The organism is Aliiroseovarius sp. PTFE2010, from assembly GCF_049943335.1.
In the GTDB taxonomy this organism is placed as follows: domain Bacteria; phylum Pseudomonadota; class Alphaproteobacteria; order Rhodobacterales; family Rhodobacteraceae; genus JBNFVY01.
Genome location: NZ_JBNFVY010000009.1, coordinates 72,559 through 98,159, shown reverse-complemented (window position 1 = coordinate 98,159; position 25,601 = coordinate 72,559). Strand labels below are relative to the sequence as shown.

The 25,601-nt window shown below is 60.8% G+C and carries 28 protein-coding genes and 4 tRNA genes; 16 read left to right on the top strand and 16 right to left on the bottom strand.

The genetic code is table 11. The features are described from left to right. Positions 1-17 precede the first annotated feature (17 nt). Together ACP2AV_RS12515 and ACP2AV_RS12510 are read left to right on the top strand one after the other, a co-directional pair. Positions 18-1,232: an RSP_2647 family RNA methyltransferase gene (locus ACP2AV_RS12515; RefSeq protein WP_426373083.1), complete on the top strand. Its 1,215-nt coding sequence runs from the start codon at positions 18-20 to the stop codon at positions 1,230-1,232. After that, complete coding sequence (locus tag ACP2AV_RS12510) at positions 1,229-1,771, top strand: RSP_2648 family PIN domain-containing protein (RefSeq protein WP_426373082.1); 543 nt, start codon at positions 1,229-1,231, stop codon at positions 1,769-1,771. Before ACP2AV_RS12515 ends, ACP2AV_RS12510 begins: the two co-directional genes overlap by 4 nt. On the opposite strand, the gene ACP2AV_RS12505 is transcribed toward ACP2AV_RS12510, so the two are convergent. The 6 genes from ACP2AV_RS12505 to ACP2AV_RS12480 form a co-directional block, all read right to left on the bottom strand. After that, positions 1,760-2,443 carry a M48 family metallopeptidase gene (locus ACP2AV_RS12505; protein WP_426373081.1) on the bottom strand — a complete coding sequence of 228 codons (684 nt, stop codon included), beginning with the start codon at positions 2,441-2,443 and terminating at the stop codon, positions 1,760-1,762. The genes ACP2AV_RS12510 and ACP2AV_RS12505 overlap by 12 nt on opposite strands. 43 nt (positions 2,444-2,486) lie before the next feature. Next, a complete protein-coding gene (locus tag ACP2AV_RS12500; protein ID WP_426373080.1) occupies positions 2,487-3,671 on the bottom strand; it encodes a vWA domain-containing protein in 1,185 nt (394 codons plus the stop codon). Positions 3,672-3,821: 150 nt separating this feature from the next. Then, complete coding sequence (locus ACP2AV_RS12495; RefSeq protein WP_426373078.1) at positions 3,822-3,986, bottom strand: apolipoprotein acyltransferase; 165 nt, start codon at positions 3,984-3,986, stop codon at positions 3,822-3,824. Next, positions 3,983-5,371, bottom strand: coding sequence for a DUF2927 domain-containing protein (locus ACP2AV_RS12490; protein WP_426373077.1), 1,389 nt, complete (start codon positions 5,369-5,371; stop codon positions 3,983-3,985). The genes ACP2AV_RS12495 and ACP2AV_RS12490 overlap by 4 nt, the downstream gene beginning before the upstream one ends. Before the next feature lie 15 nt (positions 5,372-5,386). After that, entirely contained in the window at positions 5,387-5,836 is a 450-nt protein-coding gene (locus ACP2AV_RS12485; RefSeq protein WP_426373076.1) for an N-acetyltransferase family protein, read from the bottom strand. Between the two features lie 375 nt (positions 5,837-6,211). Further along, complete coding sequence (locus ACP2AV_RS12480) at positions 6,212-7,051, bottom strand: AAA family ATPase (RefSeq protein WP_426373075.1); 840 nt, start codon at positions 7,049-7,051, stop codon at positions 6,212-6,214. Between the two features lie 199 nt (positions 7,052-7,250). Here ACP2AV_RS12480 and dksA point away from each other — a divergent pair, with 199 nt between their 5' ends. Beyond that, positions 7,251-7,673 carry an RNA polymerase-binding protein DksA gene (gene dksA / locus ACP2AV_RS12475; protein ID WP_426373074.1) on the top strand — a complete coding sequence of 141 codons (423 nt, stop codon included), beginning with the start codon at positions 7,251-7,253 and terminating at the stop codon, positions 7,671-7,673. A 45-nt stretch (positions 7,674-7,718) separates the two neighbouring features. Here dksA and ACP2AV_RS12470 read toward each other — a convergent pair whose 3' ends face one another. Further along, entirely contained in the window at positions 7,719-8,372 is a 654-nt protein-coding gene (locus ACP2AV_RS12470; protein ID WP_426373073.1) for a hypothetical protein, read from the bottom strand. A gap of 53 nt (positions 8,373-8,425) precedes the next feature. Between ACP2AV_RS12470 and ACP2AV_RS12465 the strand changes: the two genes are divergently transcribed. Both ACP2AV_RS12465 and ACP2AV_RS12460 read left to right on the top strand, forming a co-directional pair. Beyond that, a complete protein-coding gene (locus ACP2AV_RS12465; RefSeq protein ID WP_426373072.1) occupies positions 8,426-9,136 on the top strand; it encodes an endonuclease/exonuclease/phosphatase family protein in 711 nt (236 codons plus the stop codon). A gap of 53 nt (positions 9,137-9,189) precedes the next feature. Then, positions 9,190-10,335 (top strand): FAD-dependent monooxygenase, encoded by a 1,146-nt coding sequence (locus ACP2AV_RS12460; RefSeq protein WP_426373071.1) that lies wholly within the window; start codon positions 9,190-9,192, stop codon positions 10,333-10,335. 120 nt (positions 10,336-10,455) lie between these two features. Here the strand turns inward: ACP2AV_RS12460 and tpiA are convergent, their stop codons facing one another. The 6 genes from tpiA to ACP2AV_RS12430 all read right to left on the bottom strand — a co-directional run bounded on the left by tpiA (position 10,456) and on the right by ACP2AV_RS12430 (position 14,220). Continuing rightward, complete coding sequence (gene tpiA, locus ACP2AV_RS12455) at positions 10,456-11,205, bottom strand: triose-phosphate isomerase (RefSeq protein WP_426373070.1); 750 nt, start codon at positions 11,203-11,205, stop codon at positions 10,456-10,458. Between the two features lie 446 nt (positions 11,206-11,651). Beyond that, positions 11,652-11,963, bottom strand: a complete 312-nt coding sequence (locus ACP2AV_RS12450; protein WP_426373069.1) for a TfoX/Sxy family protein — start codon at positions 11,961-11,963, stop codon at positions 11,652-11,654. Position 11,964: 1 nt separating this feature from the next. Beyond that, positions 11,965-12,333: a HesB/IscA family protein gene (locus ACP2AV_RS12445; RefSeq protein ID WP_426373068.1), complete on the bottom strand. Its 369-nt coding sequence runs from the start codon at positions 12,331-12,333 to the stop codon at positions 11,965-11,967. A gap of 30 nt (positions 12,334-12,363) precedes the next feature. Then, positions 12,364-13,095, bottom strand: a complete 732-nt coding sequence (locus ACP2AV_RS12440; protein ID WP_426373067.1) for a DUF3307 domain-containing protein — start codon at positions 13,093-13,095, stop codon at positions 12,364-12,366. Next, positions 13,088-13,726 (bottom strand): hypothetical protein, encoded by a 639-nt coding sequence (locus ACP2AV_RS12435; protein ID WP_426373066.1) that lies wholly within the window; start codon positions 13,724-13,726, stop codon positions 13,088-13,090. The genes ACP2AV_RS12440 and ACP2AV_RS12435 overlap by 8 nt, the downstream gene beginning before the upstream one ends. Positions 13,727-13,857: 131 nt before the next feature. Next, positions 13,858-14,220, bottom strand: coding sequence for an SUF system Fe-S cluster assembly protein (locus tag ACP2AV_RS12430; RefSeq protein ID WP_426373065.1), 363 nt, complete (start codon positions 14,218-14,220; stop codon positions 13,858-13,860). Between the two features lie 129 nt (positions 14,221-14,349). On the opposite strand from ACP2AV_RS12430, the gene ACP2AV_RS12425 reads away from it, so the two are divergent. Further along, entirely contained in the window at positions 14,350-14,592 is a 243-nt protein-coding gene (locus tag ACP2AV_RS12425; RefSeq protein ID WP_426373064.1) for a hypothetical protein, read from the top strand. 44 nt (positions 14,593-14,636) lie between these two features. Further along, complete coding sequence (gene tgt, locus ACP2AV_RS12420; protein WP_426373063.1) at positions 14,637-15,767, top strand: tRNA guanosine(34) transglycosylase Tgt; 1,131 nt, start codon at positions 14,637-14,639, stop codon at positions 15,765-15,767. A 2-nt stretch (positions 15,768-15,769) separates the two neighbouring features. On the opposite strand, the gene ACP2AV_RS12415 is transcribed toward tgt, so the two are convergent. After that, positions 15,770-16,657, bottom strand: a complete 888-nt coding sequence (locus ACP2AV_RS12415) for a hypothetical protein (protein WP_426373062.1) — start codon at positions 16,655-16,657, stop codon at positions 15,770-15,772. Between the two features lie 23 nt (positions 16,658-16,680). Beyond that, positions 16,681-17,586: a hypothetical protein gene (locus tag ACP2AV_RS12410; protein ID WP_426373061.1), complete on the bottom strand. Its 906-nt coding sequence runs from the start codon at positions 17,584-17,586 to the stop codon at positions 16,681-16,683. 434 nt (positions 17,587-18,020) lie between these two features. On the opposite strand from ACP2AV_RS12410, the gene lon reads away from it, so the two are divergent. From lon to ACP2AV_RS12370, 8 genes are all read left to right on the top strand, one after another. After that, a complete protein-coding gene (gene lon / locus ACP2AV_RS12405) occupies positions 18,021-20,429 on the top strand; it encodes an endopeptidase La (RefSeq protein WP_426373060.1) in 2,409 nt (802 codons plus the stop codon). 278 nt (positions 20,430-20,707) lie between these two features. Next, positions 20,708-21,058: an HU family DNA-binding protein gene (locus ACP2AV_RS12400; protein ID WP_426373059.1), complete on the top strand. Its 351-nt coding sequence runs from the start codon at positions 20,708-20,710 to the stop codon at positions 21,056-21,058. 21 nt (positions 21,059-21,079) lie between these two features. Further along, positions 21,080-21,154: transfer RNA gene (locus ACP2AV_RS12395), tRNA-Val, on the top strand. Between the two features lie 62 nt (positions 21,155-21,216). Next, complete coding sequence (locus ACP2AV_RS12390) at positions 21,217-21,789, top strand: histidine phosphatase family protein (protein WP_426373058.1); 573 nt, start codon at positions 21,217-21,219, stop codon at positions 21,787-21,789. Positions 21,790-21,842: 53 nt separating this feature from the next. Further along, positions 21,843-21,918 (top strand) — tRNA-Val (locus ACP2AV_RS12385). 295 nt (positions 21,919-22,213) lie between these two features. After that, a tRNA-Asp gene (locus tag ACP2AV_RS12380) sits at positions 22,214-22,290 on the top strand. Between the two features lie 40 nt (positions 22,291-22,330). Beyond that, positions 22,331-22,407, top strand: a tRNA-Asp gene (locus tag ACP2AV_RS12375). Between the two features lie 101 nt (positions 22,408-22,508). Continuing rightward, complete coding sequence (locus ACP2AV_RS12370; RefSeq protein ID WP_426373057.1) at positions 22,509-22,733, top strand: RND transporter; 225 nt, start codon at positions 22,509-22,511, stop codon at positions 22,731-22,733. Positions 22,734-22,754: 21 nt separating this feature from the next. Here the strand turns inward: ACP2AV_RS12370 and ACP2AV_RS12365 are convergent, their stop codons facing one another. Further along, the gene (locus ACP2AV_RS12365; RefSeq protein WP_426373056.1) at positions 22,755-24,131 is read right to left on the bottom strand and encodes a M20/M25/M40 family metallo-hydrolase; all 1,377 of its coding nucleotides are present in this window, start codon (positions 24,129-24,131) and stop codon (positions 22,755-22,757) included. Positions 24,132-24,344: 213 nt separating this feature from the next. On the opposite strand from ACP2AV_RS12365, the gene hemA reads away from it, so the two are divergent. Next, positions 24,345-25,568 (top strand): 5-aminolevulinate synthase, encoded by a 1,224-nt coding sequence (hemA, locus tag ACP2AV_RS12360; protein ID WP_426373055.1) that lies wholly within the window; start codon positions 24,345-24,347, stop codon positions 25,566-25,568. Positions 25,569-25,601 lie beyond the last annotated feature (33 nt).

Below are 25,601 nucleotides of genomic sequence, written 5' to 3'. Positions count from 1 at the left end.
CCCACTAGGGAAGCGGCATGAGTTCACCTGACCCCACCGCCCCGCACTATCCTGTCGTCCGCCTGATCCCCAAGGCCAACGCCCGCGCAATCCGCCACGGGTTTCCCTGGGCCTATGCCAACGAAGTCGTCACCGACCGGCGTACCCGCGCCTTGCCGGCGGGCACCATCGCCGAATTGCAAGACGCCGAACGCAGCCCCATGGGCTTGGTGGCGGTCAATCCCAATTCCAAGATTTTCTGCCGGATGCTGACGCGCGACACGTCGGCGCGTATTGATCGCACGTGGCTGACCGCCCGTCTGCAAGCCGCGCAGGATCACCGGGCGCGTCTGTTCGCCGATCCGTTTTATCGGCTTGTCCACGCCGAAGCTGACGGGCTGGCGGGCGTGGTGATCGATCGTTTTGGTGACACGGCGGTGGTCCAACCAAATGCGGCCTGGGCAGACGTTCTGTTCGACGATTTGGCCGCGGCGCTGGTTGATGTGACGGGCGTGTCCTGCGTGATCAAGAACGCATCTGGCCGGGCCCGGTCACTGGAAGGCTTGGACGATATCACCCAGGTCGCCATTGGGTCTGCCCCCGGCATTGTCGCGGTGCCGATGAACGGCGCAATCTACATGGCCGATCTTCTGGAAGGGCAAAAGACCGGGTTGTTCTTTGACCAACGCCCCAACCATGCCTTCGCCCAGCAGCTGGCAAACGGTGGCCAGGTTCTGGACGTGTTCAGCCATGTTGGCGGGTTTTCTCTGGCCATGCTGGCCGGCGGCGCAACCGGGGCCCTTGCCGTGGATAGCGCGGCTCCGGCGCTGGAGCTGGCCGCGAAGGGCGCGGCGGCGATGGGCCGGTCCGACGCGCTTGCCACCCGGCGCGGGGATGCGTTTGACGTGTTGACGGCGCTGGCGGGCGAAGGGGCGCAATTTGACGTGGTCGTGTGCGATCCGCCCGCCTTTGCCCCGGCAAAACCGGCTTTGGACAGAGGGTTGCGCGCCTATGAGCGCCTGGCGCGATTGGCCGCGCCACTGGTCAAGCCGGGGGGATATCTGGGCCTGTGTTCGTGTTCGCACGCCGCCGATCTGACGCGGTTTCGCGCCGCGTGCAACGCCGGGATCGGCAAAGCCGGGCGGCACGCGCAAATCGTGCACACCGGTTTTGCGGGGCCAGATCACCCGCTGATGCCGGGACTGGCCGAAAGCGGATACCTCAAGGCGCTGTTCTACAGGCTGATGGCGTGAAGCTGCTGCTGGACACCTGCGTGCTCTACCCGACGGTGATGCGCGAGGTGCTCTTGAAAACGGCCCAGCAGGGGCTGTTCACCCCCCTTTGGAGCGCGCGCATCCTCGAGGAATGGGCCCGCGCGGCGCGCAAGCTGGGACCAACGGGCGAGCCGCAAGCCCGCGCCGAGATTGCCGTGGTGCGCGCCAGTTTTCCCAAGGCCGAAGTGCCACCGCACATCGGGTTGGAAAACCGTCTGTGGTTGCCGGACAAAGACGACATCCACGTGCTGGCAGCCGCCATCGGGGGAAATGCAGACGCAATCGTCACGCTGAACGCGGGCGATTTTCCGCGCAATGTCCTGAAAGAAGAGGGGCTGGAGCGGATCGATCCGGACAGCCTGTTGATCCAGCTTTTTGCGCAGGACGGGTCGGCCGTCAGCACAGCTGCCGAGCAGGTGCGTGCCCAGGCCGAAGCGATGTCCGGCACGCCGTGGGATATGCGCAAACTGTTGAAAAAGGCCCGCCTGCCGCGATTGGGTAAGGCGTTAGCGCCTTAGCCACTTGGCCTCATTCGCCTCGATCGCGGCGATCCGGTCGGCCGTTTTGGGGTGCGACATGAACCAGGCGGGCATCGCGCCGCGCGACTGGGTCAGCGCTTCGAGCTTGCCAAAAAGCGATTTTTGCGGCCCCGTTCCCAGACCGGCCTTGATCAGCAACGCCGACGCATAAGCGTCCGCCTCGTATTCGTCCTGGCGGGACAGGCGCGCAGCCAAAAGCGAGGCCAGCGCATTGGCGATATATGCCCCGATGCCGGGCAAAAACCGCGACAAGATCATCGCCAGCGCCGTGCGCATGGCGTTCTGGCCGGAAAAGTCGATCATGCGCCGGCGCGAATGGCCAAGGGCGACATGACCCAGTTCGTGGGCGATGACGCTGGCCATTTCTTCGGCGCTGACTTCGCCGGCCAAGTAGCGCTGGTAAAAGCCGCGGGTGATAAAGATCCGCCCGTCGGGCGCGGCCAGCCCGTTGACCGGCGCGACCTCGTAGATGTTCACCGGGATGCGGTCGATGTCCAATGCATCGGCCATACGCGCCGTGATCTTGCGCAACTTGGGGTCGGCCAATTCGGTGGATTTTTCATCCAGTTCAGATTTCAGCCGCCGAACGGAAAAGAACCACATCACCAACCCATAGGCGACGGCAAGCAGGATCGGGGTAAACTTCAACATGCGCCAGATATGGGGGCAGGGCGCGGCCTGGGCAAGGCAGCGGTCAACGCGTCAGCTCGCGCATGCCCCGTTCGATCCCTTCCAGCGTCATTGGAACCATGCGGTCGTCGAAGATCTCGCGGATCATTTTGATCGAATGGGTGTATTCCCAGTGTTTTTCCGGCACTGGATTGATCCACAGGTTGCTGGGCCATGTTTCGCGGGCGCGTTGCAGCCAGACCTGCCCGGGTTCGGGATTCCAGTGTTCGTTGGCCCCGCCCGCCATGGCAATTTCATACGAGCTCATCGAGGCGTCGCCGACGAAGATACATTTGTAATCGCCCCCGAAGGTGCGCAACAATTCGGCGGTCGAAATCTGGTCTGTCCAGCGGCGGCGATTGTCCCGCCATACCCCTTCGTACAGGCAGTTGTGGAAATAGTAGTGTTCAAGATGCTTGAATTCGGAACGGGCGGCTGAAAACAGCTCTTCGACCACGCGGATATGAGGGTCCATCGATCCGCCCACATCAAGCAAGAGCAACACCTTGACCGCATTGCGCCGCTCGGGGCGGGTCTTGACGTCGAGATAGCCGTGTTCGGCGGTCGCGCGGATCGTGTTATCAAGATCCAGTTCCTCTTCGGCCCCGTCACGGGCCCAGCGGCGCAGGCGTTTCAGCGCGACCTTGATATTGCGCGTGCCCAGTTCGACATTGTCGTCGAGGTTCTTGAATTCGCGCTTGTCCCAGACTTTGACCGCGCGCTGGTGGCGGCTTTTTTCCTGGCCGATGCGCACACCTTCGGGGTTGTAGCCATTCGCGCCAAAGGGCGAGGTGCCGCCGGTGCCGACCCATTTGCTGCCGCCTTCATGGCGCTCTTTTTGTTCCTCAAGCCGTTCCTTGAGCGTTTCCATCAGCTTTTCGAACCCGCCCAATGCCTCGATCTCGGCCATTTCTTCGGGGCTGAGGTGTTTTTCCGACATCTTGCGCAGCCATTCTTCGGGCAGGTCGACCCGGTCGATCATGGCCTGCGCGCTGATTTGCTCAAGCCCCTGGAATGTCGCGGCAAAGGCCCGGTCGAACTTGTCCAGGTTGCGTTCGTCTTTCACCATGGCGGCGCGGGCCAGATAGTAGAACCCGTCGATATCATAGGTGACCAGGCCGGCCTGCACCGCTTCGAGAAAGCTGAGATATTCGCGCAAGGAAACGGGCACGCCGCCGTCGCGCAGGTTTTCAAAAAAGGGAAGAAACATCGCCGGGCCTTTCGTTTGGCCGCAGTGTAGCGCGACCGCGGGCGGGGGAAAAGGGGCCGAGGCCGGGCGCCATGCCCGCAAAGGGTCAGCGTCTACATGCGCAAGGCAGCCGGCCGCTCTAGCCGAGATGGTTTCGAACAAAAAACGGGCTCAGAGCACCCGTTCCAGGATGACGGTGGCAAACAGGCCGATGATCGCGAAAGCAAGCGCGTAGATCACGGTATATTGCAGTTTATCCAACCGGTTGCCGCCGCGTTTGGATGCGGTTCGGTAGCCGATGGCGCCCCCGATCAGGGCCAGAATAATGACGATCACAACGTGCCTGCCTTCGCTTCGAGCATTGTCTGTTTCGGCGCAAGCGCCGCGATTTCGGACAGGCGTGCGCGCACTTCGCTGTCCGAGCCGAAGCCATACCGCGCCCAACCCAGACTGTCGAGCCGCACCGCCCGCGCTTCAGAGGCACGACCGACCGTTTCCAATGCTTCGGCCTTGACCATCAGCATCGTGGCCAAGAGCGCGGCGTTTTGCGAGGCCGTGATGACCGGCAAATGCCTGTTCACGATCCCGATGGCCGCCTCGGCCTGACCGGCGGACAGCGAAAAGGCGGCCAGCTGCATGCCGACATGGGCCGCCTGCAAGCTGGTTTCGGGATTGGCGCGGTAAAGGCGGCCCGCCTCAAGAAAAGCGGACAGCGCCGTGTCAATTTCGTCTGCAACGGTCAGACGCGCCAGAATGAAGAGGGAAAACGCCGCCCGGTTGTCCGTCCAGCCGCGTCTTTGGGCAATGCGCACGGCGGTGTTGGCGGCCTCTTTACGGCGGGTTTTGCTGGCGCGTGGGGACAGGGCGGTTTCCACCGCATCGACCCACTGGCGCGGCGTGGTTTCAGCCGGCAGGGGGGTGACGCGGCCACCTGCCGGGTTCAGCCGCGCCAAAACAAGCGGCAGGCGGTCGGCGACCTCGGACCGGGTCATGCCCGAGTGCAATTCGGGCGCGTAGTAGGTGCGCAGGATCAGCATGTCAAAGCCGGTCAGCACCGTATGAAAATTGTCATCGTTGAACACGCTGTCCGACAACCGGTACAGGTCATTCAGTGGGCCAAGCGCCTGGGCCAGCTCTTCGTGAAGGCAATCGCGGATTTCCTGTGGGGCCACGTCGCCGGGAATGAAAATGGCCAATTGCTCGCGCTCGGTCAGGGTCTTCCAGTCCAGTTTGGCCGAGCGCCGCGATTTTTTGTATTCCGCCCAACTGGATATGCGCGGCGCGACGAAACATGCGGCATGCGGGACCAGGCGCTGCAATTGCGCCCGCGGGACCATTTCGATGGTAATCGCGGCTTGCGCAGTGGGTGGAACGGTGGTGATGGCGATGCCCGCTTCGCGGTGCAGGCGGCCCAGCAAAAACCGCAAGTCCCGCCCCAGCGACGACGGTGCATTGCCCGTCACCCGCAGCGTGATTGGCCCTTCGAACCGTGTAAAGACCGGCAGGTCGCGCCCGCTTTCCAGGCGAAACGACAGGTCCAGAAAATCCCGGGCAATGGTGGCATTTGCGCGGCGCGTGGGCTTGGTGGACTGGCTTGCAAAGGACTTCATCGCGGGCATGGACGTTGACGACAGACGCATATGATCGGTCCGGCTGACGTCCTGCGGGTGGCTGCCAGGCGCACAGGCGCCAAGAACATGTGTGACTAGCAATACGAGCATGGCCAAGCGCATCTGTCAGCTCCTCTGGTATTTCACGAACGGCGTAAGCGTTGCGATCTGATCATAGAGTCTTCGTGCAGTTGTGTTAAATTCCTGTGTCAGCCAATAGACTTGTGGGGCACCGGTTTCATCGGCGCGCGCATAGACTGCTTCGATCAGGGCCCGGCCGATGCCGCGGCCACGCAGATCCGCGGCTGCATAAAGATCCTGGAGGTAAATCACGTTGTTTTCTGTCTGACCGTGGCGGTGGGACAGGAAATGAACCAAGCCGACCGCGCGTTCATCAATCCAGGCCAGGAACCCGTTGAAGTCCTGCGGATCAGAGCCGATCAACCGGGAAAATTGCAGCTCGTACTGCGCGTCGGATACGGTTGTCTCGTAAAAGGCCAGGTAGTCGCGCCACAACCCTGACCAAACGGATTGGTCCTGGGCAGCGATGGGGCGAATGTCGATCGCGGTGGTCATGGGCGCTTTCCGTTCGCAAAGCAGGTAAGACTCGGGTCAGGTTACCGGGCGCTATTGCAGAAAAGCAATCGTTGTTGTGTTTTGCGTTCAATCATGGCAGGGCTGCCGCCTGCCTGATGGGGCTGGCCGCCACCATCCCGCTACCATCAAATGGCTGGACCAGAAGTGGCCTGTTACGGCGACACGTCGTCAAAATGCTGGGGGCTTGTTAGTGACTTGCCGGGGGCTTGCCAGGGGGCTGAGTGACGGAAATGGGTGGCCGACCCCCACTGAAACGGGGGGTCGATACCGGACGCGCAAGGCGTCATTCAGGGCTTGGCCGCGCTGTAGCTGCGGTCTTGGAACTGCCGCCTTGAGACGGCAGTTCGAAGCGACTTAGCGTTGTCTGCGCGCCATGAAGGCAAGCTGTTCAAACAAATGAACATCTTGTTCGTTTTTCAGCAATGCGCCATGCAATTTGGGCAGTGCATCGGCGCCGTTGCGAACCAGATCCTTTGGGTCCAGGTCTTCGGCCAGAAGCAGTTTCAGCCAGTCGAGCACTTCGGACGTAGACGGCTTTTTCTTGAGGCCCGGCGTCTCGCGGATTTCATAGAACTGGGTCAGGGCCGTGGTCAGAAGCTGCGGTTTGAGACCGGGGAAATGCACATCCACGATCTGCTTCATCGTCTCGGCATCGGGGAACTTGATATAGTGGAAGAAACACCGGCGCAGAAACGCGTCGGGCAGTTCCTTTTCGTTGTTCGAGGTGATGATGATGATCGGGCGCTGCTTGGCACGGATCGTCTCGCCGGTCTCGTAGACGTGGAATTCCATTTTATCGAGTTCCTGAAGCAAATCGTTCGGAAACTCGATGTCGGCCTTGTCGATTTCGTCGATCAGCAGGACCAGCTTTTCGTCAGAGTCAAAGGCCTGCCAAAGCTTGCCCTTCTTGATGTAGTTCCTGACGTCATGCACGCGTTCTTCGCCCAGCTGGCTGTCGCGAAGGCGGCTGACGGCGTCATATTCGTACAGGCCCTGGTGCGCCTTGGTGGTCGATTTGATGTTCCATTCGACCATTTTCAGGCCCAACCCCTGGGCGACCTGTTTGGCCAGTTCCGTTTTGCCCGTGCCCGGTTCGCCCTTGACCAGGAGCGGGCGTTCGAGCGTGACAGCGGCATTGACGGCAACCGTAAGATCTTCGGTGGCCACGTAATTATCGGTTCCGTTGAATTTCATGCTATTTATCAGGACCCTACTGTTTGAAGTTGGTGTAAGATGATGATGGGTTCACTTTCCATCCATATCAGGGTTTTGAGATAGTGACATCCCCTTCCAAAAAGGATACATCACGCGCCAGATGGAGGGAGGCCTTATGGCACAACCTGAAGAGCAAACACCATCGGTGGGTGCAATCAAGCGTAGAGAGGGTACGGGCATGAAAGCAGAAAGTTTCTTGCCGGACGACTATCATCCAGCCGAGGATGAACCGTTCATGAACGATCGCCAGCTGGAATATTTTCGTCGCAAGCTTTTATCCTGGAAGGCCGAACTGGTAGACGAAAGCCGCAATACGATCGAAGGGCTGCAGGACGGAACGCGCAACATTCCCGACATCGCTGACCGGGCCAGTGAAGAAACCGACCGCGCACTGGAATTGCGCACACGCGACCGGCAGCGCAAGCTGGTGACCAAGATCGACGCGGCGCTGCGCCGGATCGAAGAAGGCGAATACGGCTACTGCGAAGTGACCGGCGAGCCGATTTCGCTCAAACGACTGGATGCGCGTCCGATTGCAACGATGACGCTGGAAGCGCAAGAACGTCACGAGCGGCGTGAAAAAGTCCATCGCGACGATTGATCAGCACGGATATGATGGCTTGGGCCGCCCATCGGGGCGGCCTTTTCATTTGCGCCGGTTCGATTTGTCGAAGAACCGGTTGTTGCGGGCGATGAATTCGCGCAGCGTGCCGGAAAATGGCGTCCCCCTTTGCCGGATTAGATAGACAACGCCTGCCGTCGCCCCGATCAGTGCACCCACGGCATCCACGATCAGATCCTTCATCGTGTCGGGCAGGCCGCTTTTCTGCATGTTCATGCCGAACGTCTGGTCCATTGCAAATTCGAAAATCTCCCACAGGGCGCCGATCGCCATGGCAAAACAAAAGGCGAAAAGGCCAATGGCCCAGGCCGGCGCCGCGTATCTATCACCCTGGAACAGCATGAACATGGCCAGAAAACCGATCAGGCCGAATCCGATGGCCGAGCCAGCATGCAGAACCACGTCCCACCACCAAAAGCGATTATAGAAATCCTCAATCTCGCCCAGGAACAACGTGGCAAAGACAAAAATTACCGCCGCGCTCATGAAGTTGCGCGGCAGTTCCACCCCAAAGCGGCGCGCAAAAAACAGCGGCACCAATGAGATGATCAACGTCAACGAGGCCACGAACGACGACAAGTAGTTGCGATCGACCAGCCCGACCATGATTTCAAAGGCCAGAAAGGCCCAGATGATCTTGGTGGTCAGTGAAAAGTTGCGCCAGTTGATCCGGGACAAAACCTTAGGGCCTTTCGCTTGGTTTAACGGTCTTGAGGGACCATATGGGAAGAATGACGATTTTGCACAGCCCCGAGAGAGGCGCGACCCGGTTTGCGTCCTATAATTTGCGAAAGTGTCGCGGCACCGATGGCAAGCGTGCGCCCGGCCGCGTGATTGACGTGATCAACAGTATCGGAGCAGATGTCATTGCCTTGCAAGAGGCAGATATGCGGCTGGGCCCCCGTCCTGCAGCGCTGCCGCCGCGATTGATCGAAACCCATACAGACTATCAGGTGGTGCCTGCGGCCACGTCGCCCGTGTCGGTTGGCTGGCATGGCAACGCGGTGCTTGTGCGACGCGGTGTCGCGGCGGGGCAGATCACCCGGATCGACCTTCCGGGGCTAGAGCCGCGCGGCGCGCTGGCGGTGGACTTGCCGCATTTGCGCGTGGTCGGTGTGCATCTGGGCCTGCTGCGCTGGTCGCGCATCGCGCAGCTGGCACATATCCGCGCCGTACTGAACGATCTGCCGGAAATGCCGACGTTGATCATGGGCGATTTCAATGAATGGTCCATGCGCAAGGGGCTGGATACCTTGCACGACGCGTATCGCGTGCTGGCCCCCGGGCGCAGTTTTCACGCCTCGCGGCCCATGGCGGCGCTGGATCGGATCGCCTATTCGGACAATTTCGATCTGCGCGATGCCGGCGTATGCGAAACGGACGAAAGCCGACGGGCTTCGGATCATCTGCCGATCTGGGCGGACCTGAGCGGCGCAAGCTAGGGGCTGGACGCGCTGGTCCCGCTGTGGTTTTGCAAGGGGGATAGGGGGCAGTCATGGTGATAGGGCAAGACATCACGGTCGTGGGCGGCGGGATTGGCGGCGTGGCTGCTGGCGCAGCTCTGGCCATGCGCGGCGCATCCGTGCGCGTGCTGGAACAAGCCCCGGCGCTGACAGAAGTGGGGGCGGGGCTCCAGATTTCACCGAACGGAATGCGCGTGCTGCATGCGCTGGGCGTGGACGTGGCAGGTGGGATGCCGGCCGGGTCGGTCGAGTTGCGGGACGGGCTGACCGGCCGTCTTGTGCTGCATCAAGACCTGGGCGGACAGGACTATCGGCTGTGGCACCGCGCGGATCTGCTCGGCGCACTGGTGTCGCGGGCGCGCGAATTGGGCGTTGCGATCGAAACGGGGCGCCGTGTCCAGTCTGTGCGCCAGGTGCACAGCTGGATCGAACTGACAGACGCTGAAGGCGTGCGGGAAGACGCCGCCGTGCTGATTGCGGCCGATGGCATTCATTCGGTCCTGCGCGCCGCGTTGAACCCGGACGAAGGGGATCCCTTCTTTACCCGGCAGGTGGCCTGGCGCGCGGTGATCCCGGGCGATGGGATCAGCCATCCGGCTGGTGCGCGCATCTGGATGGGGCCCGGGCGGCATCTGGTCAGCTATCCGCTGCGCGGGGGCACCATGATCAATCTGGTGGGGATCCAGGAACGGCGCGATTGGACCGGCGAAAGCTGGATCCGCCAAGGCGACCCGATCGCGATGCGCCAGGCCTTCGATGCCTTTGTGCGCGCGCGCGAGATGCTTGGGCGGGTCGAAACGGTGAACCAGTGGGGGCTGCACCGCCACCCCGTGGCCCCGATCTGGTCGCTGCCTCGTGCGGCGATATTGGGCGATGCGGCCCATCCGACTTTGCCGTTCATGGCGCAAGGCGCGAACATGGCCCTGGAAGACGCGTGGGTGTTGGCCGATTGTCTGGCCCGCAACACCCCCGAGATCGGGCTGAGCGAATACGCAGCGCTGCGCCGCCCGAGGGTCAATCGCATCGTCGGGGTGGCAAACCGCAACGCGCAAATTTATCATCAGCGCGGGCCGCTGCGCGGGCTTCAGCTTGGGGTCATGTCTTTGGGCGGCAAGCTGTTCCCGCGTATCCCGCAGGCCCACTACCGCTGGATTTTCGATCACGACGTGACCGCGTAATGGCGCACGGGGGGCAAGCCCTTTCGCGCCCGTGCCTTTCTGTGGCCTTTCTGTGGCAGAGCGGCCAGCCCGTCGCATTTGCCGGGGCATGTGCCGGGATGTTTCCCAGCACAAGAAGGATCAGGCCGCGTTTGCGGCGTCGATGATGGCGCTGAACTCGGCCGCTTTGAGAGACGCGCCGCCGACCAACGCGCCGTCGACATTGGACGTTGCGAAAATCTCGGCTGCGTTCGCGGGCTTGACCGATCCACCATAGAGCAGGCGGATCGCGCCGCCCGTATCGCCAAAGCGCTTTGTGAGTTCGGCGCGTATGAAATCGTGCACCTCGCCGATTTGCGCAAGGGTTGGGGTGAGACCCGTGCCGATGGCCCAGACCGGCTCGTAGGCGATGACGACCGTATCCCCCGTGACGCCGTCGGGGATCGATCCGGCCAGTTGGGTTCCAATCACGTCGAGTGTCGTTTCAGCTTCGCGCTGGGCCAGGGTTTCACCCACACAGACGATGGCGCCAAGGCCCGCGCCAATCGCCGCCGTGGCCTTGGCGCGCACATCGGCATCGGTTTCACCGTGATCGGCCCGGCGTTCCGAATGGCCAAGGATCACATAGCTGGCCCCGGCATCCTTGAGCATGGCGGCCGAAATATCGCCGGTATGCGCGCCGCTGCCTTGGGCGTGGCAATCCTGCCCGCCTGTGGCGATCGCGGTACCTTGTGTGGCGGCGGACATGGCGGCGAGAAGCGTGGCGGGCGGGCAGATCAGCACCTCGGCCGTGGGGTCGGGTTGGGCAGAGGCCAGCGCGTCGATTTCGGACAGATCGGCGGTCGTGCCGTTCATTTTCCAGTTCCCGGCGGCAAGCTTGCGGCGTGTCATGCGTGGTATCTCCCTGTGTTGCGGGCAGTTTAGCCCGGTGTGATGCAGGCTGAAAGCACAATGAGGCTACAGCGGGTTGCACAGGACTGGATCTGGGGCGACGGGGGTGGAAAAACAATGCGCCCGGGTTTCAAAATCCGGTCGATGATCCCCAAAATAAGTCCGGCGCAGGTCACCGCGGTCATGGCGTGTTTGCGAACGGGAAAAAAAGGTCGGGTGTCTGACCGTGGTTATTATCAGGCTGAACCATGCCGAAATTGAAGCCGCCATCAAAGCCGATCACGGCGTTTTTCATCCACCCCAAGGCGTCAGGCCCCCTGTGGATATGGCCGCGATAGACGCCAATCGCCGCTGGGGCACCTATAGGCGCGCCGGGCGATCCGCACGCCGGCCCCGACGAAACGGTTAAACGAGACCTAAGTTCACCTGCAAGGCGGCCAATGACGCTAGAGCGCGTCCAGCGCGCGGCGGCCCCAATCGGCGGCAAGCTCGGGATCGTCGAGGGCGGCGTCAGGCAAGGTCCAGTAGTTCATGGATTTCCCGTCGCCCATCGAAAATTTTTCCGACCCTTGCGCTTCCATTTCATCTGCGAATGCGCCGCTTGCCTTGAGATAGTGGCGCCCGCCCGCCGACAGAATCGCGAAAATCTGCCCGTCGCAATAGATTGAAAGGCCGCCCATCATTTTGCGGTGGGTGATCGTGCCGAGGCGCGCGTAAAGTTCGTGGACGAACGCGACGTCGTCGTCGCGCACGGCCATATCAGGGCTGACCTTGCGCGCCATCCTCGGCAAAGCGAATGGATTCGCCGCAGCCGCAGGCGTCGACCACATTCGGGTTGCGGAACTTAAAGCCGCTTTCCAGCAGCGACACCTCATAGTCGATTTCGGTGCCGAACAGGAACATCTGAGCCATTGGGGCAATCATCACACGCGCGCCGTCCTGTTCGATCACTTCGTCATTGGGATCGATGTCGGCGACGTAGTCCATGGTGTATTCCATACCCGCGCAGCCGCCCTTTTTCACGCCGATGCGCAGGCCTTTTGCGTCGTCCTGGTCCATCAGACGGACGATCTGCTTGGCGGCGGCCGGGGTGACGGTGACGGCCTGTTTTCCGGGAATTCCGAACATGGGGCTCTCTTTCGCTGCGTTGAGCTTAACTTAATGCGTCGCGGGCGCGATCTCAAGCGGGGGCAGGGCGCTGCGCAGGGCAATCACGGCGATTGTGATCGCGATGGCCCAACCGAATGACGCCAAAGTGCCGATGATGACGTATTCGGCGGCTTTTTGTTCCTTTGAGGCTTCGTACCGCATGATGGACTTGGCCGCGATCAGGAAACCCACGCTGCCGATCTGTCCCGCCAGCATCAGCACATAGATCAGACCGCGTTCCAGCACCCCGATGATCATCCCGCCCGACGGCAGGCCACCCGACGAAAACCCGTCCGCAAAGGGGACCATCAGCTTGCCGACGGCAAACCCGCCTGCGCGGATCGCATAGATTGCCCCGCCCGCGATCACCATCGCGTGCAAGATCGCCGGGGCCGGGGCATAGGGCTGGCTGGCCCAGAACCCGGTGTCCCACAGGCCCGGTGCATAGAACCCCAAACCGGCAAGCGTGGCCACATGCGCCGCCTGGTCAATCAGATAGACCCCGACCGTGTCGGGCAGGGCATAGGTCTTGAACGCGTCAATGGTCAGATGAATGGCGCCCAGCACAAGCACCTCAGCCGAGGTGACGGTGCCGATGGCAGCTTGCGCCGTGGCGATGACGATGGCGGTGTGCAGCAACAATACCAGGGGGTTACGCTTGTTTTCCACCATCCAGCGCGCTTGAAATACGTAGTCGGCCAACACATGGGCAAAGAACAGGGCGGCAATGGTTTCAAACATGGTGGTCGTCCGATTCCAGCTGGGTCAGGGCGGAACGTAGCCGGTTGCACTTGGCCCCATCCAGCGCTTTCGTGACGGCTTGGCGTGATTTGCCCAGTGCTGCGGCGATTTCGGTGTACACCGGATCTGCCAACGGATTCAGCGCGTGATAGATGGCGGCCGATTGGGCCGGGGTCCAGTCATCGCTGATGGTTGCCGCCAGAATGGTGACGGCATCCAGGCTGCCCTTGCCACCGTGCAAGACAGCAACGGCCTGGCGCTTGGTTTTTTCCAGGGCCCGGCCGGATTGGACAAAAGGCGTGCCGGTGGCGATGTTCAGGTCGGTGGGGATTGGGCCCTCAACGATACCGTCGCCGATGCCAATGGTCGTATCGAACCGTTTGCCCAGCGCCTTGATGGCGGCCCGAAATGCCAGTGCGCTGCGCAGCCCCAACGCAGATGGGCTGATGACGACCTGCCAGCCGTCGCCCCTGTGCCGGGTATAGCAGAGCGGCGCGTCGGCCCAGTCCTGAACCATGTCGGCGCAGCGGGCGAGCGCTGCGTGGGCACGCACCTGTTCGTCGTCAGTCAATTGGGTCGAGTTGACGATGTCGCCGGTCAGGACGGATATTTTGCTTTCTCGGGGTGCCATTTCGCATCCATAATAGGATGCATTATAAGAAAAGCAACCCATATAGGGTGCCTTTGAGGGGGCGCTATTCGCAAGGCATCCCTTTTGGGGTGCGAAAAGTAAAACGCACCCCAAAAGGGGTGCGCGCAGTGTTACATGAAGCCTAGCTCAAGTCGGGCCTCGTCCGACATCATGTCCATGCCCCAGGGCGGATCCCAGACCAGTTCCACATCCACCTGTTTGATCCCGTCCAGCGGTTCGACCGCATCGGCCAGCCAGCCGGGCATTTCGCCAGCGACGGGACAGCCCGGCGCCGTCAGCGTCATGATGATGCGAACTTCGTTCTCGGGCGAAATCTCGATCGTGTAAATCAGCCCCAGATCATAAATATTCACCGGGATTTCCGGATCGTACACGGTACGACACGCTTCAACGACATTGTCGTACAGCGGATGGTCCGTGCTGGATGGCTTGATCAGGGGAGTCCCCTCAACCGGGTTGCTTTCAGCGGTCATGCTGGCCTCTTATGATTTCCGAGTGATTATATAGGGTATGGGTAGGCCAAGGTCCAGTCACAGCAGAGGCTTTGACAGCGCCGAGAAGGGCGTTAAACCGGAACCCATTGACAACGAGGCATTCAAAACATGGACATCCTGCAGAACGTCGCCGACGAACTGGCCCAAGAAGCGTTGAAGGCGCAGCTAGACAGCGGCGATGAAATGATCGTCGACCGGGTGGGCGAGGCGCTGGGCGCATCGTCGCAAACCCTGCAAGAGGCATACCAGACCGCAGTCCGCGTGCGCCGGGCCGAGGCACGCGCCCTCGCGATGCTGGCTGAATTTCGAAGGCAGCGCGCCATGAGCAACGCCGAGCACGCCGACGAATGAGCCTGCGACTTGCGCCATGCGCCTTGTCGGGGTAGGGCGGCGCGATGACCGACAGATTTACCTTCACGCTCAGCGCAACCGACGGCAAGGCCCGGCAGGGCCGGATCGACACGCCGCGCGGCACCATTCGGACCCCGGCCTTTATGCCTGTGGGCACGGCCGGAACGGTCAAGGCGATGATGCCCGAAAGCGTCGCCGCAACGGGCGCCGATATCCTGCTGGGCAACACCTATCACCTGATGCTGCGGCCCACCGCCGAACGGATCGACCGTCTGGGCGGGCTGCACAAATTCATGAACTGGTCCAAACCCATCTTGACGGATTCGGGCGGGTTTCAGGTCATGAGTCTGGCCGGACTGCGCAAGCTGACCGAAAACGGCGTGACTTTCAAAAGCCACATCGATGGCTCGCGGCATGAATTGACGCCCGAACGCTCGATGGAAATCCAGCGGCTTCTGGGCAGCGACATCGTGATGTGTTTCGACGAATGCCCCGCCTTGCCCGCAACGGACGAGGCGGTTCGTCAAAGCATGGAACTGTCGATGCGGTGGGCCGAGCGATCACGCGATGCTTTTGGCGACAGGCCCGGCCATGCCTTGTTCGGCATTCAGCAGGGCGGCGTGACACAGGACCTGCGCGCGCAAAGCGCCGAGGCGCTGAGGGCCATCGGTTTTGACGGCTATGCTATTGGTGGGCTGGCCGTGGGCGAGGGACAAGAGGCGATGTTCGCGGTTCTGGACTATGCGCCCGATCTGCTGCCGGCGGACAAACCACGGTACTTGATGGGGGTCGGCAAACCCGATGATATCGTCGGCGCGGTCAAGCGCGGCGTCGACATGATGGATTGTGTGTTGCCGTCACGCTCGGGGCGCACGGGGCAGGCTTTTACCCGGCACGGCGTCGTCAACATCAAGAATGCGCGACATGCTGACGATCCCCGGCCGTTGGACGAAAGCTGTTCTTGCCCGGCTTGTACGGGCTATTCGCGCGCCTACCTGCACCATGTGTTCCGTGCGGGTGAAATGATCTCGGGAATGCTGCTGACCTGGCACAATATCCAGTATTACCAGGATATTATGGCTGAAATGCGGGACGCAATCGCACAAGGGACCTTCGCCGACTGGGAGGCCGGGTTTCACGCCGGGCGCGCCGCGGGCGACATCGCGCCGCTCTAACCCTATTCGGCGGTGTGCAGAGCGGCGCGGAAATCGCCCTGCGTTGCCTTTTTCAGGGGGGCCTTGTCTTCACAGCGCGACTTTATCAGCTTCATCTGATCGTTGAACCGGTCCGACAGCACCCAGTTCAGCCAGACGCGCAAAGGGGCATCGTGGGCCTCGAACGTGAAATCGATCCAGTTCGCGTCGTTCGGTGCGGGCACAATCGTCAGGGTGATCGCGCCCCGCGCGTCGCCCAGGTCTGCCCCCGGTGCGACCGGCCTGAAGCCAAACTTGAAATGTTCGCCCGGAATGATCTGGTGCAGGGTGATTTCGTTCAAAGAACTGAACACGGCCCGCGGATCGCGCACGATTGCCAGCCATTCGGTTTCCGGGCTTGAGTCTTCGACGACGAATTCAGTGTCACGATAAAAAAAATAGCGTTCGTGGCCCGGGGCGGGCACGACGCAGCGCCAAATGTGTTCGCAAGGGGCGTTGACCTTGATCCGGCCCGACATGACGATTTTCGGCACCATGGTCCACGGATCAAGCGCGGCGCCGTAAAGCAGCCCATAAATCAGCAAGGCACTGAAGCCAAAGACCGCGAACCCGTGCAAGCCGCTGATCGCGACCGGATCAAGAGCAGGCACCATATGCACCAGCACAGCGTAGCCTGCATAGGTGATCGCCACGGCCTCAACCAGGCGGGGCGAGCGCGGGCTGATTACCAGCGCGGCGACCAAAAAGATAAGCGCGCCAATAAAGGACACCGTGGCCGCGATCAGTAGTGCTTCGCCGCGCGGCAATGCCGCAAGCACCGGCGAATGGGGAAACCCGAGACTGAGCGCGATAACCCCGGCAATCGTGCCAAGGACAAGCCGGTATCGATGTCTGTAGATTGTCTTGATCATGTTGTCTGGCACTTCATTGACCGTCAGGCCGCGGTTGCATGGGCGGGCGTTGGCCCGTCATGGGCATCGTCAACCAGGTTGATCTGTGTGAGAATGTTGTTCCCCAAAATGCGGGCGAATGCTTGATGCGCATCGCCAAGAAACCAGTTGATCCGCCAGCGAAGAGGACAGGACAACACCTGTAATTCGATCTGAAGCGCGCATGATCCGTCGGGCTGCGGCGCAAAGGTCAAAGCAAACCAGCCGGCAATATCTTTCAGGGCGCCTGCCGCATCGAGCGGTTTGAAAGTTGCGCGGAAATAGCGCCCTTCGACGACTTCTGTCACTTCGATCTGAAAAACCGAATAAATGGCCCAGTCCTGATTGGTGAAGCAGACGGTCATTTCACGCGGTGTCCTGCAATCGAACACGGGTGCGTCCTGGTCCACGACAAACTTGGTGCCCGCGAAGGCGTACCCAACCTCGTGCGCGGGGCGCGGGACCAAGGCCCGCCATGCCCGCTGCGCGCTGACCTCGGACTTGAAGGTCACGTTCGCAACCCGGCTGGGCTTCATCGTGAAACGATCCAGCATATTGCCCGCCAGGGCCCAATAGGACAGCGTGAAACTGGCCCCCAACAGAAGAACCGCTTCGAGGTCGCCATGGGACAGAAGATCATGGGCCGGTCCAAACATCCGCATCAGCGCAAACGGTAAGAACGCAAGGACCACAATGTCGATCACAATCAGAAAGAGTTCGCGCAGGCGTTGCAGCGCCACAAAGACCGGCAGCACGAACCCGAGGCTGAGCAGAAGGGCCCCCAGTGTCACCTGGACCAGGCCCTGGGCCCCCATCGTTGCCTGAGGGATTTGCCAGATTGCCATATACGCGGCGACGCCAGCCACGCCGATGCCCAATCGGCGCCGATGTAAATAAGCAGCTCGCAGCATCGTGACTTCTCCCATGTTCGCGCAATACCGCCAGATGACCGGACGGGGCCGCCGCCAGTGCGGCGCAATTGCGGCGCTTTCGGGCCGAATACTCGGAAAACTTTCAGTGTTTCGTTTTTCCGTAATTTTATGGCGGCGGCCGGCCCTGAAGCGGTCTGACCCGCCAATTTCTCGCGGAATGCGTTGGCAAAAGGAGCGGTGCCTTTTGAAAATGACGCCACGAAAACCACAGTGGCTTTTAGTGGATCGGTGCTTGCCCCTGCCGCCCGCGAAATGCAAACTGGGTGCAAAGCCGTTTCGAAATGCGGTTGAACATGGCAGGGTCAATGCCCAGATATTGACCTAAGACCGGAGACAGGCCAAGTGCCGCCAAACGTAACGTGCCGCCAGACGCACGTGGGGCCAGCGCCTAGAAGCCAGATTAAGGATTGAGCATGACCAAACACACCCAGACGACGTTTCCCGTGCTGCCATTGCGCGATATCGTTGTCTTTCCCCATATGATCGTTCCCCTTTTCGTGGGCCGTGAAAAATCGGTGCGCGCGCTTGAAGAAGTGATGGGTGATGACAAGCAGATTTTGTTGTCCAGCCAGATCGACCCTGGGGTCGATGATCCGCAGGCGGATGGTATTTACCGTGTTGGCGTGCTGGCCAATGTGCTGCAGTTGCTCAAACTGCCCGACGGTACGGTCAAGGTACTGGTCGAGGGGCGCGAGCGTGTGAAAATCGCGGACTTCCTTGATAACGACAGTTTCTTTGAAGCGGCGGTTGAACCCTTGCTTGAGCAGCCCGGTGATGCGGCCGAAACCGAAGCGCTGGTCCGCTCGGTGGCCGAGGATTTCGAGCGCTATGCCAAGATCAAGAAAAACATCCCCGAAGAGGCTCTTGCCGCAGTTGCTGAAACGCGCGAACCGGCCAAGCTGGCCGACCTTGTGGCCGGTCATCTGGGGATTGAAGTTGGCGAAAAGCAGGACCTGCTGGAAACGCTGAATGTCGCGCAACGACTTGAGAAAATCTTTGGCCAGATGCAGGGCGAAATGTCCGTGCTTCAGGTCGAGAAAAAGATCAAGACCCGCGTCAAGACCCAGATGGAGCGCACGCAGCGCGAATACTATCTGAATGAGCAGATGAAGGCCATTCAGAAGGAACTGGGCGACGGCGAGGATGGCGCAAGCGAAATCGCCGAGTTGGAAGAAAAGATCGCGGCCACCAAACTGTCCAAGGAAGCGGCTGAAAAGGTCGAAGCCGAGCTCAAGAAGCTCAAATCCATGAGCCCCATGAGCGCCGAAGCGACGGTTGTGCGCAATTATCTCGACTGGATGCTGTCGATCCCGTGGGGCGTGAAATCGCGCGTCAAAAAAGACCTTGGCCGGGCCCAGGACGTGCTGGATGCCGATCATTACGGCCTGGAAAAGGTCAAGGAACGGATCGTGGAATATCTGGCCGTGCAACAGCGCAGCAAAAAGCTGAAAGGCCCGATCATGTGCCTTGTCGGCCCGCCGGGCGTGGGCAAGACATCGCTTGGCAAATCGGTCGCAAGAGCCACCGGGCGCGAATTCATCCGCATCAGCCTTGGCGGCGTGCGCGATGAAAGCGAAATTCGCGGTCACCGCCGGACCTACATCGGCTCGATGCCAGGCAAGATCATCCAGGCGCTGAAAAAGGCGAAAACCACGAACCCACTCATCTTGCTCGATGAAATCGACAAGATGGGGCAGGATTTCCGTGGCGATCCGGCCAGCGCAATGCTTGAGGTGCTTGATCCCGAACAGAACAGCACCTTCGTCGATCACTATCTTGAGGTCGAATACGATCTGTCGAACGTGATGTTCCTGACCACCTCGAACAGTTACAACATGCCGGGTCCGCTTCTGGACCGGATGGAGATCATCCCGCTTGCCGGCTACACCGAAGAGGAAAAGGAAGAGATCGCCAAGCAGCACCTGATCCCCAAACAGGTCAAGGATCACGGCCTGAAAGCCAATGAATTCAGCCTGTCCGACGAGGCGCTGCAAGAGATCATCCGCACCTATACCCGCGAGGCCGGCGTGCGGAACCTTGAACGTGAAATCGCCAAAGTGGCGCGCAAGGCGGTCACCCGCATCGTGCGCGGCGATACCGACACGGTGGCTGTCACGCTTGATAACCTCGAAGAATTCCTCGGGGTAAAAAAGTACCGCTATGGCCTGGTCGAAAAAGAAGACCAGATCGGCGTGGTGACCGGGCTGGCCTATACCAGCGTCGGGGGCGATCTGCTTCAGATCGAAGCGTTGAAATTGCCCGGCAAAGGGCGGATGAAGACGACGGGTAAGCTGGGCGATGTGATGAAGGAATCCATCGATGCCGCTTCAAGCTATGTGCAATCGATCGCGCCCACGATTGGCGTGAAGCCACCCGTCTTTGATACGCTGGATATCCACGTGCACGTACCGGATGGGGCCACGCCCAAGGATGGCCCTTCGGCCGGTCTGGCGATGGTGACGTCCATCGTGTCGGTGCTGACGCAAATTCCGGTGCGCAAGGACATTGCCATGACGGGCGAGGTGACGCTGCGTGGCAACGCCTCGGCTATTGGCGGGCTAAAGGAAAAGCTGCTGGCGGCGCTTCGCGGTGGTATCACGACCGTTCTGATCCCAGAGGAAAACGTCAAGGATTTGACGGATATTCCGGACAACGTGAAAGAAGGGTTGAAGATCATTCCCGTCACCCACGTGTCCGAGGTTCTGGATTATGCGCTGGTTCGCAAGCCCAAGGCCATTGAATGGGATGAGGCTGCTGCCGAGGCGGCACGCCTGGCTCGCGCAATGAACAAGGACGGCGGGGCGTCAGCGACCGCCCACTGAAAGCGAAAACCGTAAGGTCAAGTAGAAGGGCGCCCGGTCATGGCGCCCTTTTGCGTGGGCGCGGGCAGTCAGGGTGACTCTGTTGCCCTATCGTGCAAGGTGCCTAGATTTATTGGCTTTTTCCTGCTAACAGTTTCGAAATAAGAAACAAAAAGCAGAGCGGTAAAATGGCACGGCGCAAGAGCACGAAACAGAACGCGACCACTCACAGCGTGACGAATGCAGCCACGACGACGGCAAAACCAGACCCGACCATTGATCAGGCCCCCGTTCAAACCATGGATCAAACCACAGATCAGATCCCGGATCAGGCCACTGCTGAGCGCGCGCCCCAGGACGACCCGGCGCCCGAAACGGTCTCGGTGATTGTGCGTCGGCGCGATTTCCTGGAACGTGTCGCCGAGAATTCCGAATTTCGCCCGAACCAGATCAAACCGGTGATGGATGCCGTTCTGAACGAACTGGGCAAGGCCATGGCCGCGGGCGAAGCGATGAATTTGCCGCCCCTCGGCAAGCTGACGGTCAATCGGACGAAACAAACCGACAAGGCTGATATCGCGGTGGTTCGCCTGCGCCGCAAACGCACAGACGAGGTGGCTGAGACCCCCCTTGCGCCGCCCGAGGACTGACGCTAAATACCGCGCCACGGCGGGTGATTAGCTCAGTGGTAGAGCGCTTCGTTCACATCGAAGATGTCAGGAGTTCGAATCTCTTATCACCCACCACCGACATTTCAGGCGCGCCCGTTGCGGCGCGCCTTTTTCGTCACCCGCAAGAGATCACACCGATGCTAGACCTGCCGCCCCTGTACCTGATGCGCCACGGACAGACCAACTGGAATCGCGATCGTCGGATACAGGGCCAGATGGAATCAGAACTGACCGAAACGGGCAGGGGGCATGCCGCGCGCCAGGGCGAGATTCTGGCGGGTTTGACACTGCCCGCAGGGATCTGCGCCCATGTCAGCCCACTTTTGCGCACCCGCCAGACCGCCGATATTGCCGTTGCGCCGCTGGGCGTTGGGATAACGTGTGACGATCGGTTGAAAGAGGTCTCGCTGGGCGCTTGGGAAGGGGGCTACTATGCTGATTTGCTGCAAGAAAACCCCGACCTGCGTGCGCTGAATATCTTTGATTTGTGCCTGGCCAGTCCGGGCGAAACCCTTGCCGATCTGCAGGACCGTATCGGCGCGTTCCTGCGCGATTTGCGCGGTCCGGCGATCATCGTCAGCCACGGAATTGCGCTGACTGTTTTGCGGGGTTTGGCGCGCGGGCTTGATCATGCGCAGATGCGCGCACTGGACCGGGGGCAGGGCTATGTGATCCAGCTTGTCGGCGGTGTGGAAACCGTGCACCGCTGAGATACGATTAAGGGTTGCGCAGCGCCTTGCAGTTGGGCTATCAGCGCGCCCACGGGTCGTTAGCTCAGTTGGTAGAGCGCTTCGTTTACACCGAAGATGTCGGGAGTTCGAGCCTCTCACGACCCACCATTTCCCCCGCAGCCTACGCAGTAAACCCACCCCTCGAGCGGGCGAGCGTCTGTATGGGCCTGCCCGCAGCCGCTGCGAAGGGAGCGATCCCCCTAGATTGCATGTCACGCGGATTTCTTGCGCCGTCACAGGGCGCGCAGTTGTCGCTTTCGCAGGGGCCCTGCCTGGGGTCTTTACAGGGGAATCGCCCGCCGTCGAAAACCAAGTTCCGAAAACATGGTTTTGACGCTTGACGGGACGCGCGGGCGGCCATAGAACGCCCATCACGCTCGGGCATGGCCCGTGCGGGCAGTGAGCGGTTGTAGCTCAGATGGTTAGAGTGCCGGCCTGTCACGCCGGAGGTCGCGGGTTCGAGCCCCGTCAACCGCGCCACCGCTGCCACCCCGGCCCGGGTAGGGCAAACGACCGATGCGCGGTTGTAGCTCAGTTGGTTAGAGTGCCGGCCTGTCACGCCGGAGGTCGCGGGTTCGAGTCCCGTCAACCGCGCCATTTCCCACAACCTTGTCCACAGGCTTTCGCAATGGCCGTTGTTTTGTTTCTGCGCCTCTGCGTCGCATGGCGCGTCGCTTTGATCTGCGGGACCTTTGCCTATGGCATGGCTTGATGACATCCCGCTCAATCTTCTGATTCTGGCGTCTCTTACGCTGGGCCTTGCGCCGTTTGTCCCCGAACCGCACATCTGGGAAAAGCTGAAAATGCTGGTGTCAGGACAGCTGAAGGCGCCGATCGATATCTTCGATCTGCTTTTGCATGGTACGCCTTGGGTCCTGTTGATCGCCAAACTGATCCGGATGGGATTGGCGGGCCGCACCTAGGCGCCCGCCCCGTCACCCCAATTACATCTTGCTGAGCTGATCAAGGATTCGCGCCCAGCTGCGAATGCCTTTGCGGAAACTTTCCACATCGTATTTTTCGTTCGGCGAATGGATCTGGTCGTCGTCTTTTCCAAAGCCGATCAGCATGGCGTCGGTGTCCAGAATGTCTTTGAAATACCCCGCGATCGGGATCGACCCGCCGCAGCCCACATAGGCTGCCGGATTGGGCCATTCATCGCTCAGCGCGTGACGTGCGGCTTCGAACAGCGGATGATCGGTTTCCATCTGCGACGCAGGCGATGCGCCGTGTGGATGGAATTCGACCTGCACATCGTCCGGCAGCATGTTGCGCACCATGGTGCGGAAACTGTCGCGGATCGCATGGGGGTCTTGCTTGCCCACCAGCCGGAACGATATTTTCGCCCGCGCTTCGGCCGGCAGGACTGTTTTGAACCCCGCGCCGGTATAGCCGCCGGTGATACCGTTCACCTCGCAGGTGGGGCGGGACCAGATCTGTTCAAGCGCGGTTTTATCCGCTTCGCCCGCCGGAACCGACAGGCCCACGTCGCCCAAAAACTGTGTTGCATCGAACCCCAAGGCGGCCCATTGCGCGGCAATTTCCGGTGGCAGATCAGGGACCCCATCGTAAAAGCCAGGCACGGTCACACGGCCTGCGTCATCATGCAGGGCGGCGATGATGCGCGCCAGCACGCGAACCGGGTTTTGCGACGGGCCGCCGTACATGCCGGAATGCAAATCCTTGTCGGCTGCTTTCAGCACCACTTCTTCGCCCAGCAGTCCGCGCAGGCGCGTCACGATGGTCGGGGTATCATCGCCGAACATCCCCGTGTCGCAGATCAGCGCGACATCAGCGCGCAGCTCATCCGCGTTTTCTTTCATGAACGGCACCAGCGAAGGGGATCCGCTTTCCTCTTCACCCTCGAAGAAAAACGAAATCCGGCCGGGCAGGGTGCCGTGCACCGCTTTCCAGGCGCGGCAGGCTTCGATGAAAGTCATCAACTGGCCCTTGTCGTCCGACGCGCCGCGACCACGGATCACCCGCCCCTTGGGTGTGTCCTGAACCTCGGGGTCGAAAGGGTCACGGTCCCACAGGTCCAGCGGATCGACCGGCTGCACGTCATAGTGGCCGTAGAACACCACGTGCGGTCCGTCACCGGGAATATGGCCGACGACCATGGGGTGGCCGGGCGTGGGGCGCAGCGCGGCGTCGGCCCCCAGCGACTGCAGATCGCGCGCCAGCCATTGCGCGGCTTCGGTGCAGGCGCTGGCATAGGCCGGGTCGGTCGAAATCGACGGGTAGCGCAGCAATTGCATCAGCCGGTCCATCGCGGCGGGCAGATCGGTTTCGATGGTTTCGAGGACTTGGTCGAGCGACATTTCAGAGCTCCGTCAAAGGGTCATTCACCAAGACCTATCAATCTGCGACGCGGTGTCCAATGGTGTGTCGCAACTTGTTGACTTAGATCAAACAGTGTTGGCCCAATTGGCCCTATAACCGGTATGTGAACAGGAACAGGTCTCAATTGTTGAATGTGTTGCGTGTAGCAGCTAAATACTTGGGACCGAACAATGCGCGAAAGGGAGATCAGGGTGAACTATAACGCGAAGCTGGACGCAGCCCTGCAGCAACTCCATGACGAAGGCCGCTATCGCACCTTTATCGATATCGAACGTCGCAACGGGCATTTCCCGCACGCGACTTGGCGTCACCCATCGGGTGATGAACGCCCCGTAACTGTCTGGTGCGGAAACGATTATCTGGGAATGGGGCAGCATCCGACGGTTCTGGATGCCATGCACGGCGCCATCGATGCCGCCGGTGCGGGATCGGGCGGAACGCGCAATATTTCCGGCACCACCGTATTCCACAATCAGCTTGAGGCCGAGTTGGCCGATCTGCACGGCAAGGAATCGGCTCTTCTGTTCACCAGCGCCTACATCGCCAATGACGCCACGCTGAGCACGCTGCCCAAGCTGTTTCCGGGGCTGATTATCTATTCCGACGAATTGAACCACGCTTCGATGATCGAAGGCATCCGCCGCAATGGCGGGACCAAGCGGGTTTTCCGTCACAATGACGTCGCGCATCTGCGCCAGCTTCTTGAGGCTGACGAACGTGATGCGCCCAAGCTGATCGCCTTTGAATCGGTCTATTCGATGGACGGTGACTTTGGCCCGATCGAAGCGCTGTGCGACCTGGCCGATGAATTCGGCGCGCTGACCTATATCGACGAAGTGCACGCCGTCGGCATGTATGGCCCCCGCGGGGCGGGCGTGGCCGAACGTGACGGTCTGATGCACCGCATCGATATCATCAACGCGACGCTGGCCAAGGCCTATGGCGTGATGGGGGGCTACATCGCCGCCAGTGCGAAAATGTGTGACGCAATAAGGTCTTACGCGCCGGGCTTCATCTTTACTACGTCACTGCCCCCTGCGGTTGCCGCCGGGGCCGCCGCGTCGGTCAAGCATCTCAAGACCGATCAGGCGCTGCGCGCACGGCACCAGACCCAGGCAAAGATCCTCAAGACCCGGCTCAAAGGGCTGGGCTTGCCGATCATTGATCACGGCAGTCATATCGTCCCGCTGATCGTCGGGGATCCGGTGCACACAAAGCGGTTGTCTGACATGTTGTTGGAAGATCATGGAATTTATGTCCAACCGATCAATTTCCCGACCGTCCCACGCGGCACCGAGCGGTTGCGGTTTACCCCGTCCCCGGTTCACGGCCCGCGTGAAATGGACGCGCTGATCGGGGCACTGGATGCTCTGTGGTCGCATTGTGCGCTGAACAGAAGCGAACTGGCCGGTTAAAGCAATTTGCGCCAAATGCCGCCTATGTCACGG